The sequence below is a fragment of the Streptomyces sp. NPDC037410 genome, assembly GCF_055602235.1.
Map to the genome: position 1 here is coordinate 86,646 of NZ_JBVJWR010000017.1, position 14,531 is coordinate 101,176.

Annotated in this window: 3 protein-coding genes and 1 pseudogene; all 4 read left to right on the forward strand. The window is 74.7% G+C overall.

Features of this window, described 5'->3' with window-relative positions; all coding sequences use genetic code 11:
• The first annotated feature begins 89 nt into the window (after positions 1 to 89).
• The 4 genes and pseudogenes from ACZ7HT_RS26280 (at position 90) to ACZ7HT_RS26295 (ending at position 14,531) form a co-directional block, all read left to right on the forward strand.
• On the forward strand, positions 90 to 1,304 hold the full coding sequence (locus ACZ7HT_RS26280; RefSeq protein WP_471170500.1) for a non-ribosomal peptide synthetase: 1,215 nt from the start codon (positions 90 to 92) through the stop codon (positions 1,302 to 1,304).
• Positions 1,305 to 1,507: 203 nt separating this feature from the next.
• Positions 1,508 to 6,982: pseudogene (locus ACZ7HT_RS26285) on the forward strand (condensation domain-containing protein); the annotation flags it as partial.
• 203 nt (positions 6,983 to 7,185) lie between these two features.
• Positions 7,186 to 14,319, forward strand: coding sequence for an amino acid adenylation domain-containing protein (locus ACZ7HT_RS26290; protein WP_471170502.1), 7,134 nt, complete (start codon positions 7,186 to 7,188; stop codon positions 14,317 to 14,319).
• Positions 14,316 to 14,531 (forward strand): MbtH family protein, encoded by a 216-nt coding sequence (locus ACZ7HT_RS26295; RefSeq protein WP_471170504.1) that lies wholly within the window; start codon positions 14,316 to 14,318, stop codon positions 14,529 to 14,531. The genes ACZ7HT_RS26290 and ACZ7HT_RS26295 overlap by 4 nt, the downstream gene beginning before the upstream one ends.

Sequence of the window (14,531 nt, forward strand, 5' to 3'; positions counted from 1 at the left end):
CCCCTGCCCCCCCCCCCCCCCCCCCCCCCCCCCCCCCCCCCCCCCCCCCCCCCCCCCCCCCCCCCCCCGCGACCGGCGAGGGGTGCCGGGTGGGCTGGAACGCCTCCCCGTCGTTCGACGCCTCCGTGCAGCAGTGGACGCGGCTCTGCCGGGGCGACACCCTCGTCATGATCGACGACGAGACCCGCCTCGACCCGCCCGTGCTCTCCGCCTTCGTCGACGAGCAGGCCCTCACCGACCTCGACATCACCCCCTCCCACGCCGAAATGCTCCTCGACCTGCTCACCGCGGACGGCGGCCCGCGCCCGCTGACCCTTCTGGTCGGCGGCGAGGCGATCAGCCCGGCGCTGTGGGACCGGCTCGTCGCCGCCCAACGGTCCGGACTGCTGCGCGCGCTCAACGTGTACGGGCCGACCGAGTGCACCGTCGACGCCACCGCCGGCTGGGTCGACGGGCCGGGGGAGCCGCACATCGGCGCCGTCCTGCCGGGGCTCCGGATGCGCCTGCTCGACGAGAAGCTCGTGCCGGTCGGGCCGGGGGAGGCTGGCGAGCTGTACCTCGCGGGGCCCCGGGTGGGCCGTGGATACCGGCGCCGACCCGGACTGACGGCGGAACGTTTCGTCGCCGATCTCGCCGATGACGCCTCCGGCGGGCGCATGTACCGCACCGGCGACCGCTGCCGGCTGCTGCCCGACGGCCGGCTCGTCTACCTCGGCCGCGCCGACGGCCAGGTCAAGCTGCGCGGACACCGCATCGAACTCCCGGAGATCGAGGCCGCCATGACCCGGGTCGACGGTGTCGCCGAGGCGGCCGTGATCCTCGGCGAGGGCGTCGGCGGCATGCCCTGCCTGATCGCCTACCACCGGGGCGGCGACGCCACCGCCCTGCGCTCCGCGCTCTCGGCCGGCCTGCCCGCCTACATGGTGCCGAGCGCGTTCGTCGCGGTGGAACGTTTCGCCACGACGCCCAGCGGCAAGCTCGACCGGTCCGCCCTGCCCACCCGTCTCGGAGCGGCGGCGGCGACAGAGCCCGAGGCCGCCGGCGACGAAGGCACCGACCGGCTCACCGGCCGCGCGGAGGAGCTCATCGCCCGCGTGTGGGCCCAGGTCCTCGGTACCGCGTCGATCGGCCCGGACGACAACTTCTTCAAGCTCGGCGGCCACTCCCTGCTCGCCATCAAGCTCGTCTCCCGCGTACGGGCCGAGCTGTCCGTGGCGGTCCCGATCAAGGCCGTGTACGCCCACCCGCGGCTGCGCGACCTCGCCGCCCACATCGAGGAGCTGCTGGCCGCACAGGATGCCTGACCGCAGTTCGTACGAGCGCCACGCGCCACGCCGGCACCGCGGTCGATGCCGGCCCCGCGGTCGATGCCGGCCCCGCGGTCCCTGCCGCCACCGCGGTCCCTGCCGCCACCGCGGTCCCTGCCGACGCCGCGGTCCCCACCACGACCGCCGTGCCTGTCGCCGGTCCACCCGCCCGCCCCCGCCACTCACGAGGAGCAGCAACCGTGATCCCCCTGTCCTACGCCCAGCGCCGTCTGTGGTTCCTGAACCGTCTGGAGGGTTCCTCCTCGGCCTACAACGCCCCCGTGGTGCTCCGGCTTGGATCGATGCCCGACCCGGCGGCGCTCGAAGCGGCGGTACGGGACGTGGTGGAGCGTCATGAGGTGCTCAGGACCGTGTACCCGGCCCGGGACGAGGAGCCGTACCAGGAGATCCTCGACGACGCCGACGTGCGCTTCGAGGTGGAGGAGTGCGGCGCGGGCGAGGACGTGACGGCCCGGACGACGGCCTTCGCCCGGCTCCCCCTGGACGTGACACGCGAACTGCCCCTCCAGGTACGCCTGTTCACGGTGGACGACGGGACGGCCGTCCTCGTGCTCCTCGTGCACCACATCGCCACGGACGGCTGGTCGGTGGGCTGCCTGCTCGCCGACCTCGACGCCGCCTACCGGGCCCGCGCCGAGGGCCGCGCCCCCGGCTGGGAGCCGCTGCCCGTCCAGTACGCGGACTACGCCGAGTGGCAGCGGGACATGCTCGGGGACCCCGAGGACCCCGACAGCACCGCGTACGAGCAGCTCACCCACTGGCGCAAGGCCCTCGACGGCATCCCGGCCGAGACGCGGCTGCCCGCCGACCGGCCCCGGCCCACGGAGCCCGGCCACCGGGGCGCGGTGGTCTCGGCGGAGCTGGACGCCGGAGCCCACCGGGCCCTCACCTCCCTCGCCCGGGCCCGGCGGGGCACGTTCTTCCTGGTGGCCCGGGCCGCCCTGGCCCTCGCCCTGCGGGCGGCGGGCGCGGGTGACGACGTGGTGGTCGGCACACCGGTCGCGGGCCGGCCCGAGGAGGACCTGCACGACCTCGTCGGGTTCTTCGTGAACACCCTGGCCCTGCGCACGGACCTGTCGGGCGACCCCGGCCTCGGCGCGCTCGTGGACCGCGTCCGCGAGACGGACCTCGTCGCGTTCGCGCACGAGGACCTGCCCTTCGACCTCCTCGTCGAGGACCTCAACCCCGAACGCTCCCTCGGCCGCCACCCGTTCTTCCAGGTCATGCTGAGCACGCAGTCCCGGCAGGCCGACGAGGCCGTCCGGCTCGGGCCCCTCCCCGCCGTCCTCGACGACGCGGACCTGGCCACCGCCAAGTTCGACCTGAGCTTCCACTGCCAGGAGACCCTCGACGAGGGCGGCGAGCCCGGCGGGGTGCTGCTCGGGCTGCAGTACGCGACGGATCTGTACGACGAGGACACCGCGCGGCTCCTGCTCACGCTGTTCCGGCGCGCGCTGACGGCCTTCGCCGAAGAGCGGGACGGCACCCCCGTGAGCCGGATCCAGCTCCTCACGGACGACGAGGGCGCAGCCCTGGACCGCCGGCACCGGGCCCTCTCCGAAGCGGCACGGAGCGGTACCGCGAACCGGCGGGAGAGCGCCGGGTCCCGCTCCGTGACGGACCCCCGCGAGGAGATCCTGAACGGCCTGTTCGCCGAGATCCTCGACCGCGACGACGTACGCTCCGGCGACAACTTCTTCAAGCTCGGCGGGCATTCCCTGCTCGCGGGGAAGCTCACCAACCGCATCCGTGGAGCCCTGGGTCTCCAGGCCGCGATCCGTGACGTGTTCCTCGCCCCCACCCCGAGGCAGCTGCTCCGCCGCCTCGGCGAGCGGGGCGACGGCCCCCGCCGCCCGGCCCTGCGGCCGGTGCCGGAGGCCCACCGCCCCGACCCGCTCCCCCTGTCGTACGCCCAGCGCCGGCTGTGGTTCCTCAACCGCCTCGAAGGCTCCTCGCCGGCGTACAACGCGCCCATGGTGCTCACCCTGGACGCCCAGCCCGCGACGGCCGTCCTGGAGGCGGCCGTAAGGGATGTGATGCACCGTCACGAGGTGCTGCGGACGGTCTATCCGGTACGGGACGGAGAGCCGTGGCAGTGTGTCCTCGACGCCCCGGAGGTGCGGGTCGAGGTCGAGGAGTGCGGCGCGCCGGAGGACGCGCAGGCGCGGGCGACCGGATTCGCCGGGATTCCGCTGGACGTGACCTGTGAACTGCCCCTCAGGGTACGGCTGTTCAAGGTGGCGGACGGGACGGCGGTGCTCGTCCTCTCGGTGCACCACATCGCCACCGACGGCTGGTCCGTGGGCTCCCTGCTCGCCGACCTCGACCGCGCCTACCGTGCCCGCGCCGAGGGCCGCGCACCCGACTGGGAGTCGCTGCCCGTCCAGTACACCGACTACGCCCTCTGGCAGCGCGAGCTCCTCGACGGCGAACACGGCACCCTCGACGACCAGTTGGGCTACTGGCGCAAGGCCCTCGACGGCATCCCGGACGAGACCCGGCTGCCCGCCGACCGGCCCCGGCTCACCGAACCCAGCCACCGGGGCGCGGTGGTGACGGCCGAGCTCGACGCCCAGGTCCACAAGGCACTCGCCGCGGTCGCCCGGGGCCGGCGCGTCACGTACTTCATGGTCGTCCGGGCCGCCCTGGCCCTCGCCCTGCGGGCGGCGGGCGCGGGCGACGACGTGGTCGTGGGCACGGCGGTGGCCGGCCGGCCCGAGGAGGACCTGCACGACCTCGTCGGGTTCTTCGTCAACACCCTGGCCCTGCGCACCGACCTGTCAGGAGACCCCACCCTCGCCGAACTGGTGCGGCGTGTGAGGGACGGGGACCTGGCGGCCTTCGCCCACGACGACCTGCCCTTCGACCTCCTCGTCGAGGACCTCAACCCCGAACGCTCCCTCGGCCGCCACCCCTTCTTCCAGGTGATGGTCAGCGCGCAGACCGCACAGGACGCGGCCGTCCGCCTCGGCGGCATCACCGGCACGGCCGACGGCGCCGACCTCGCCGGAGCCAAGTTCGACCTCGCCTTCCACTGCGTCGAGACGCACGACACCGGCGGCGAACCCGGGGGAGTGATGCTCGGGCTGCAGTACGCGACGGACCTGTACGACGAGGACACCGCGCGGATCCTCCTCGCGCTCTTCCAGCGCGCCCTGACCGCCTTCGCCGAGCGGGCCGACGACACACCGCTGAGCGGGGTCGACCTGCTCACCGTCGAGGAGCGCCGGGGGCTCGACCGCCGCCACGACGCGCTCGCCCGCGCTCTCGCCGAGGCGCGGCGCGCCGCCCCCCGGGACGGACGCGGAACGGGGGCGGGTGCGGGTGCCGCGGCGGACCCCCGCGAAGAGATCCTCCGCGGCCTGTACGCCGAGGTCCTCGACCGGGACGAGGTACTGCCCGAGGACAACTTCTTCAAGCTCGGCGGACACTCCCTCCTCGCCGGCAAGCTCACCAACCGCATCCGCGGAGCCCTCGGACTCCAGGCCGCGATCCGTGACGTGTTCCTCGCCCCGACCCCGAGGCAGCTGCTCCGCCGCCTCGGCGAGCAGGACGACGCACCCGCCCGGCCCCCGCTGCGGCCCGTCCCCGACGCCCTGCGCCCCGCCCGCCTCCCGCTGTCCGCCGCACAGCTCCGACTCTGGTTCGTGGGCCGCCTCGAAGGCCCCAGCGCCACGTACAACATCCCCGTCGTGACCCGGCTGCACCGCCCCGTCGAACCCGCCGCCCTGGCCGCCGCCCTGGCGGACGTCGCCGACCGGCACGAGGTGCTGCGCACCGTCTACCGCACGGCGGACGGCGAGCCGTACCAGCAGGTGCTGACCGGTGAGACGCCCGTACTCCAGGAGGTCGCGGCCGACGGCCCGGACGCGGTGCGCGCGGCCGTCGACGCGGCCGCCGGACACGTCTTCGACCTCGCCGCCGAGATCCCCTTCCGGGCCTCGCTGGTGACGGACGGCAGCGGCGGGCAGACCATGGTGCTCCTCGTCCACCACATCGCCGGCGACGGCTGGTCCACGAACTGCCTCCTCGCCGACCTCGACACCGCCTACCGCGCCCGCGCCGAGGGCCGCGCACCCGACTGGGAGCCGCTGCCCGTCCAGTACACCGACTACACCCTCTGGCAGCACCAGCTCCTCGACGGCGAACACGGCATCGCCGGCGAACAGCTCGCCCACTGGCGCGAAGCCCTCGACGGGCTGCCGCCGCTCCTCGCCCTGCCCACCGACCGGCCGCGGCCCGCCGAGAACGACGGCGCCGGCGCCCTCACCGCCTTCGAGGTGAGCGCCGCCACCCACCGGGCCCTGCTGCGCCGCGCCCGGGGCAGCGGCGCCACCCTCTTCATGGTCGTGCAGGCCGCCCTCGCCGCCGTCCTCACCCGGCACGGCGCGGGCACCGACATCGCCATCGGCACCACCGTCGCCGGCCGTGCGGACGACGCCCTGCACCCGCTCGTCGGCTTCTTCGTCAACACGCTCGTGCTGCGCACCGACACCTCCGGAGACCCCGACTTCACCGAACTGGTGCGCAGGGTCCGCGCCACCGGGCTCGCCGCCTACAGCCACCAGGACCTCCCCTTCGACCGCCTCGTCGAACACCTCAGCCCGCACCGCTCCGCCGCCCACGCCCCCCTCGTCCAGGTGATGCTCCAGGTCCACGCGGCGCCCACCGGGACCGGGACCCCGTCCGCCCTCGACGGCGAACCGGTCGCGTTCACCGCGGTGGGAGCCAAGTCCGACCTCACCTTCGCGCTCACCGAACTCGTCGACGCGGACGGTGCACCGGCCGGTCTGCGGGGCGCCCTGGAGTACGCCACGGCTCTGTACGACGCGGACACCGCGGCACTCCTGGCCGAGCGCCTGAGCGAGACCCTGGACGCGCTCGCCGCGGACCCGTCCATGGCCATCTCGTCGACGCCGTACGGCCCGGGGGCGCCGGTCGGCAGGGTCGTCGTCCTCGACGAGCGGGGACTGCCCGCGCCGCTACGGGTGCCCGGCGAGGTCCACGAGCGGACCCCCGGCGGCGGCCTGCGCGCCACCGGCAGCAGGGCCTACACCTCGGCCGACGGGGAGCTGCGGCCCGTGGCCACCCTCACCGCGGGCGGGTACCCGGTCGAGCCGGGCCGGGTCGAGGACGTGCTCGGCCGGCATCCCGACGTGACCGGGGCGGCCGTCGCCGTCCGCGACGACCGGCTGTACGCCTACGTCACCCGGCTGCCCGGCGGCGCCGAAGAGACGACGCTACGGCGCTGGGCGGCGGAGCGGCTGCCCGAGTACCTGGCGCCCGCGCGGGTCGTCGCCGTCCCCCGGCTGCCGGCGCCCGGGGAGCACGCGGACGCGCCTGCCGAGGCGGAGGCGACGGGGCCGGGCAGCGGTGAGGAACTGCTCCTCGGGGTCTTCCGGGACGTCCTCGGCGGCCGTCCCGTCGGTCGCGACGACAACTTCTTCAAGTCGGGCGGGCACTCGCTGCTCGCGGTCAGGCTCCTCAACCGCATCCGCACCGAGTTCGGCCAGGACCTCACGCTGCGGGACGTCTTCCGCAACCCGACGGTCTCGGCCCTCGCCCGCCGCCTGTCGGAAACGACCACGGCCCCGGCGACGGCGGCCCCGACCCTGCGCCGCCGCACGACAGCGGGCTCCCGCCGCCCGAACTGAGCCCCGGCGCGTGAGGCCCGCCGGGCACGGGCCGCGCGCCGAGGCCCCGACGCGGACCGGCAGCCCCCGCCCCCGGCTTCTGCCGATGCGAGCTGCCGGGCCGACTGCCCAGCGGGAGCGCCCCGCGCGCCTAGCGTGAACGGCACGGAGGCGAGAGGAACCGTTCGCCCCGGTCTCTCGGCCCCTTACCGGAGGAACTCAGCATGCCCCCCAGCAGAACGGAAGACCTGCTCGACGGCGGACCCTCTCCCGCCCCCGCCCCGCCCGTGCTCGACCTGATCGCCCACCAGACCCGTACCCGCCCCCACGCCACGGCCCTGGTCCACGCCGACGCGCGGCTCACCTACGGCGAGCTCGCCGCCGCCGTGGCGGACCGGGCCCGGGAGCTCACCGCGCAGGGCGCGGGCCCCGGTCGGCTCGTCGCGCTCCACCGGCCCCGCGGCATCGACGCGATCGTCGGCCTCCTCGCGGTCCTCACCACCGGCGCCGCCTATCTGCCGCTCGACGTCCAGGCCCCCGACGCCCGCAACGAGGCGATCCTCAGGGACGCCTGCGGCGACCTGGCACCGGCCCCCGCGGACGTCGCCCGCCACGGCGAACTCGTCCTCGGCGGCCCCGGCGCCGGTGAGGGCGCGGCCTACGTCATCTACACCTCCGGATCCACCGGCACCCCCAACGGCGTGGTCGTCGCTCACGATTCGCTCGCTCACTTCATCGCCGGGGCGACTCCCGCCTACGGCATCGGCGCCGACGACGCCGTCCTCCAGTTCAGCCCGCTCCACTTCGACGCCAGCATCCAGGAGATCTTCACGACCCTCGGGGCCGGCGGCACCCTCGTCCTGCGGACCGACGACATGCTCGACGTCGCCGAACTCCTCGCGGGCTGCGCCCGGCACGGCGTCACCTACCTCGACCTGCCCGCCGCCTACTGGCACGAGCTCGTCTACGTCCTCACCACCGGCTCCGTCCGCCTCCCCGACAGCCTGCGCACCGTCATGATCTACGGCGAGGCCGCCCTGCCCGAGCGCGTCGCCCAGTGGCGATCCCTCGTGGGGGACCGGATCCGTCTTCTCAACGGCTACGGGCCCACCGAGACCACCGTCGTGGCCACCGTCGCCGACCTGAGCCGGCACGACGCCGGGCCCATCCCCATCGGCCGGCCGCTCCCCGGCGTCCGCGCCGCCGTCGTCGACGGCGAACTGTGGCTGCTCGGCGGCGGCCTGACCCGCGGCTACCTCCACCGTCCCGAACTCAACGCCCGCCGGTTCACCGCCCTCGACGGCGAACGCGCCTATCGCACCGGCGACCTCGTCACCCTCTCCGAGGACCGGCAGATCCTCTACCACGGGCGCCTCGACGACGAGGTGAAGATCGGCGGCCAGCGCATCGACCCCGCCGCCGTCGACTCCGTCCTCGCCGGACACCCGAAGGTCCGCGAGGCCGCCGTCGTCGCCCAGCAGGACGCCGACGGCGTCAAGCGCCTCGTCGCCTTCGTCGTGACCGAGGGCGGCACGGGCGCGGAGGAGCTGCGCGACCGGGTACGCGCGCGCATGCCCGCCGCCGCCGTGCCCGCCGTCTCCGTCGTCGTCGCCCTGCCCCGCACCAGCTCCGGCAAGATCAACCGCAAGGCGCTGCGCACCGCCGACCCGCGCCTGCCCGTCGTCGACGAGGAACCCCTCCCCGCCGGGGACCGCGTCCCGCTCTCCCACGCGCAGCGCCGGCTGTGGCTGGTCGGTCAGCTCGACGGACCGTCCGCCGCCTACAACATGCCGATCGTCCTCGACCTGGAGACCGCCCCCGACCGGGCCGCGCTCGCCGCCGCGGTGACCGATGTCGCCGAACGGCACGAGGTACTGCGCACCGTCTTCCTCGCGCCCGAGGACGAGCCGTACCAGCACGTCCTCGCCCCCACCGCCGTCCGGCTGCGCACCGTCGAGTGCCCGGCGCGGGAACGGGCCGAGCAGGTCGCCCGCTTCACCGCCGAGACCTTCGACCTGTCCCGCGAACTCCCGTTGCGTGTCGCCCTGTTCGTCTCCGAAGACGGTTCCGGAGCCACCCTCGCCGTACTGCTCCACCACGTCGCCGGGGACGGCTGGTCGCTCAACCCGCTGATGACCGACCTCGCCCACGCCTACGCCGCCCGCTCCGAGGGCCGTGCTCCCGACCGGGAGCCGCTGCCCGTCCAGTACGCCGACTACACGCTCTGGCAGAACGACCTCCTCGGCGACGCCGACGACCCCGACTCCCTCACCGCCCGGGGCCTCGCCCACTGGAGTGCCGCCCTCGACGGCCAGCCCGCCGCCACCGACCTGCCCCTCGACCGGCCCCGGCCCGCCCTCCGCGCCCACGACGGCGGCCAGGTCACCGCCGCCGTCGAACCGCACGTCCACGCGCGCCTCGTCCGCCTCGCCGAACAGCACGACGCCAGCCTCCTCATGGTGCTGCAGTCCGTGCTCGGGCTCGCCCTGCGCGCCGCCGGCGCCGGAGAGCGCACCGTCCTCGGCACCCCCGTCGCCGGACGCGACGACGAGGCCCTCGACGAACTGGTCGGCTTCTTCGTCAACACCCTGGTGCTGCCCACCGACACCTCCGGCGACCCCGCCTTCACCGAGCTCCTGCACCGGGTCCGCGACACCGACCTCGCCGCCTTCGCCCACCAGCGGCTGCCCTTCGACCTCCTCGTCGAGCACCTCAACCCGCCCCGCACACCCGGCGTCCACCCGCTCTTCCAGGTGATGCTCACCCTGCGGACCACCGGCCCCGACGGCGGCCCCTTCCGCCTCGGCGCCATCGAGGGCCGCTTCGCCGGCGAGGGCCCCGCCACCACCAAGTTCGACCTCACCGCCGCCTTCGAGGAACTCCGCGACGGCGAGGGGGCCCCCGCCGGACTGCGGATCGGTCTGGAGTACGCGCGGGACGTGATCGACGAGGACACCGCCCGTATCCTGCTCGCCGCCCTGGAGCGCGCCCTGCGCGCCGCCGCCGCACACCCCGAGGACCGCGTCCCCGACACCGGCCTCGTCGACCCCACGACCCGGCACGCCCTGGACGAGCGGCGTGCCCGTACAGCCGAGACCGCCGAGACCGCCGCGGCGGCGACCGTGCCCACCACCACGGAACCGCCCGCCGCCCACACCGACACCCTCCGGGAACTCTTCGCCGAGGTCCTCGGCCTCGACCAGGTCGGCCCCCACGAGGGCTTCTTCACCATCGGCGGCCACTCCATGAGCGGGGTACGCCTCGCCAACCGCATCCGCGCCCGCCTCGGTGCCGACGTCCAGGTCCGCGACCTGCTCCTCGCACCCACCCCCGACGCCCTCGCCCGCCGCATCGCCGACCGCGCCAGCACCCCGGGCCCCGACGGCGCGCCCGAGCCCACACGCCCCCGCCCCGTGCCCCGCACGGACCGCCCGGAACGCATCCCCCTGTCGTACGCCCAGCGCAGGCTGTGGTTCATCGACACCCTCGAAGGCCCCAGCGCCTCCTACAACATCCCCCTCGTCCTCCGGCCCGCGGAACCCCTCGACCCCGACGCCGTCGCACAGGCCCTCACCGACCTCTCCGACCGGCACGAAGTCCTCCGTACCCGCTACCGGACCGTCGACGGCGAACCCCACCAGGAGATCCTGCCCACCGTCCGGCCCGCCCTCGACGTACGGTCCGTCCCCGCCGACCGGCTCCAGGCCGCCGTCGCCGAAGCCGCCGGACACGTCTTCGACCTCGCCGGCGAGACGCCCCTGCGGGCCACCCTCGTCACCCCCGACGACGGCGGCGGACAGGTCCTCGTCCTGCTCGTCCACCACATCGCCGCCGACGGCTGGTCCACCGGACCCCTCCTCGCCGACTTCACCGCCGCCTACCGCGCCCGCGCCGAGGACCGCGACCCCGCCTGGCGGCCGCTGCCCGTCCAGTACGCCGACTACACCCTCTGGCAGCGCGACCTCATCGACGGCCCGGCCGCCGCCGGACACCTCGACTTCTGGGAGCGGACCCTCGCCGGCGCGCCCGCCGTCCTCGACCTCCCCTCCGCCCGCCCCCGGCCCGCCGAGGCCACCCACCGCGGCGGACGCGCCCCCGTCACCGTCGACGCCGCCACCCACCAGGCCCTCGAAGCCGTGGCCCGGCGCAGCGGCGCCACCCTGTTCATGGTCCTCCAGGCCGCCCTCGCCGCCGTCCTCACCCGGCACGGCGCGGGCACCGACCTCCCCCTCGCCACGATGACCGCCGGACGCGACGACGAGACGCTGGGCGACCTGGTCGGCTTCTTCGTCAACACCCTGGTGCTGCGCACCGACACCTCCGGCGACCCCACCTTCGACGAACTCCTCGAACGCGTCCGGCAGGCCGACCTCGCGGCGTACGGCCACCAGGAACTCCCCTTCGACCGGGTCGTCGAACACCTCAACCCGCTCCGCACCACCGCCCACCACCCCCTGGCCCAGATCGTCGTCCAGCTCCACCACGACTACACCGGTGACGTCCGCGGCGCGGACAGCCTGTTCCAGGAGGGCGGAGACCCGCTCCTCGACACCGTCTCCACCAAGTTCGACCTCACCTTCGCCCTCGACGGGCTGCGGGACGCGGAAGGACGGCCCGCCGGGATGACCGGCGGCCTGGAGTACGCCACGGACCTGTTCGACGTCCCCACGGCCGCGCTGCTCGCCGCCCACCTGGAGCAGACCCTGCGCGCCGCGGCGGCCGATCCCGGCGTACGGATCGGGGACGTCGACCTGTTCACCGCCGCCGACCGGTTCCGGCTGGTCAGCGAGTACAACGACACCGCGACCGTGCTCCCCGGCGCCCCGGAGACGATCCACGAGCAGATCGCCCGCCGGGCCGCGCGCACCCCCGACGCGCCCGCCCTGATCACCGACGAGGAGACCCTCGGCTACGGGGCGCTCGACGCCCGAGCCGAAGCGCTGGCCGCCCGCCTCCGCACCGCCGGTGCGGGCAGGGGCGACACCGTCGGGGTTCTCCTCGAACGCGGTGTCTCCCTCGTCGTGACCGCCCTCGCCGTTCTGAAGTGCGGCGCCGCGTACCTCCCTCTGGATCCGCGACTGCCGGAAGCCAGGCTCCGGTTGATGCTGGAGGACGCGGGGGTACGGCTGACGGCGACCGACCGGGACCACGCCACCGCCGTCCCCGCCCCGACCGTCCTGCTCGTCGACGAAGTCGGCGGAGGCGAGGCACTCGGCGAGGACACCGGCGCCACCGGGGACGACCTGATGTACGTGATGTTCACGTCCGGCTCCACGGGCCGGCCGAAGGGCGTCGGCGTCACCCACCGCAACGTCGTGGAGCTCGCCCGCGACCGTGACGTCCGCGCCGCCGGAGCGCCCCGGATGCTGGTCCACTCGGCGACCGGCTTCGACGCCTCCGTCTTCGAGATCTGGGTGCCGCTCCTGAACGGCGGCAGCCTCGTCCTCCTGCACGGCGACGGCACCGACCTGGCCGAGACGGCCCGCGCCGTCCGGGAACACGCCGTCACCACCGCCTACTTCACCGTCGGCCTCTTCCACGTCATGGCCGACGAGGGCCTCGACACCCTCCGCCGGCTACGGGAGGTGTGGACCGGCGGCGACCCCCCCGCCCCCGCCTCCGTCCAACGGGTCCTCACCCACTGCCCGGACACCGTCCTGGTCCACTCCTACGGCCCCACCGAGACCACGTTCGCCTCCCACAACCAGTGGTTCGGCACCGGCGAACGCGCCCTGCGGGGCGCCGGACTCCACCTCGGCCGGCCCATGGACAACACCCGCAGCCACGTCCTCGACGACGCCCTGCGCCCCGTGCCGCCGGGCGTCCCCGGCGAGCTCTACATCGCCGGCGCGCACGTGGCCCGCGGATACGTCGGCCGCGCCGGTCTGACCGCCGAACGGTTCGTGCCCGACCCCTTCGAGGGCGACGGCAGCCGCATGTACCGCACGGGCGACCGCGCCATGTGGACCGCCGCCGGTGAACTCCGGTTCCTCGGAAGGGCGGACGGCCAGATCAAGCTGCGCGGCGTACGGATCGAACCCGGGGAGGTCGAGCGGGCCCTCGCCGCCCACCCCTCGGTCGGCCAGGCGCTCGTCGTGGTCAGAGAGGACCGGCCCGGCGAGAAGAGCCTCGTCGGCTATGTCGTGCCCCGCGCGGAGGCGTCGGTGACCTCACACCCGTCCCGCACCGAGGCCGAGCTGCTCGACACGGCCCGCGCCACGCTCCCCGAGCACCTCGTGCCGTCCGCCGTCGTCGTCCTCGACGCCCTGCCGCTGACCGTCAACGGCAAACCCGACCGCACCGCGCTCCCCGCCCCGCACCGGCCCGCCGCCGAGGGGGGCCGGAAGCCCCGCAACGCCCGCGAGGAGGTGCTGTGCGCGTTGTTCGCCGAGATCCTCGGCGTTCCCGAGGTCGGCATCGACGACAACTTCTTCGCCCTGGGCGGCCATTCACTGCTCGGCGTCCGCCTCGTCAACCGGATCCACGGCGTCCTCGGCATCGAGCGCACCGTCCGCGACCTGTTCCGACTGCCCACCCCCGCCGGACTCCTCGGCCTCCCCGAGGACGCGGACGACGGGGACGGCTCGGCCGCCGCCCTGGGCGTCCTGCTCCCGCTCAGCACCCGCGGCACCCGCCGCCCGCTGTTCTGCGTCCACCCGGGCACCGGCGTCGGCTGGGCCTACGCCGGGCTCGCCCGCCATCTCGGCGACGACCAGCCGCTGTACGCGCTCCAGGCCCGCGCGCTGAGCGAGCCCGGCCACCGGCCGCGCAGCGTCGAGGCGATGGCCGACGACTACCTGGAGCAGATCCGGCAGGTCCAGCCCTGGGGCCCGTACCGCCTGCTCGGCTGGTCGTACGGCGGCCTCGTCGCCCACACCATGGCCGTACGGCTCCGCGAGGCCGGCGAGCGGGTCGAACTGCTCGCCCTGATGGACGTCCACCAGACCGGACCCGGCAGCGTCTCCGTGCTCCCGCCCGAGGAACGGACGGCGGATGCCGTAGAGTTCGCCGATGCGATCTTGGAAATCCGGCGCGAGGACCCCGTCCTCGCAGGGTTCTCCGACGCGGAACTCCGCGCGGTGCTCCACGCCTCCGAGACCCACGCCGCCCTCATGGCGCGGCACGTGCCGGGCGTCGCGGACACCGACACCGTGTTCTTCACCGCACGCCGGCCGGGGGAGCGGGAAGGCGCTCTCGCCGCCACCTGGATTCCCTTCACCGAGGGTGTCATCGACAATCACACCGTGGAATGCGGCCACCTCCAGATGGCTGAACCGGAACCTCTCGAAATGATCGGAAGAACAGTCGCGGAGAAACTCTCCGCGCTTCAGAAGGAAGAAACGAGGAGCCAGTCATGAGCGAGTCCGTCAACCCGTTCGACGATGCCGAGGGCACGTTCCACGTACTCGTGAACGACGAGGGCCAGCACTCCCTGTGGCCCGCCTTCGCGGACGTCCCGGCAGGCTGGACCAGCGTCTGGGGTGCCGGGGGCCGTGCCGAGGCCTTGGAGTACATCACTGCCCACTGGACCGACATCCGCCCGCGCAGCCTCGTCGCCCAGTACGCCTGA

Coding starts and splice junctions, on each gene's coding strand:
- ACZ7HT_RS26290 (WP_471170502.1), top strand. CDS start 7,186: ATGCCCCCCAGCAGAACGGAAGACCTGCTCGACGGCGGACCCTCTCCC.
- ACZ7HT_RS26295 (WP_471170504.1), top strand. CDS start 14,316: ATGAGCGAGTCCGTCAACCCGTTCGACGATGCCGAGGGCACGTTCCAC.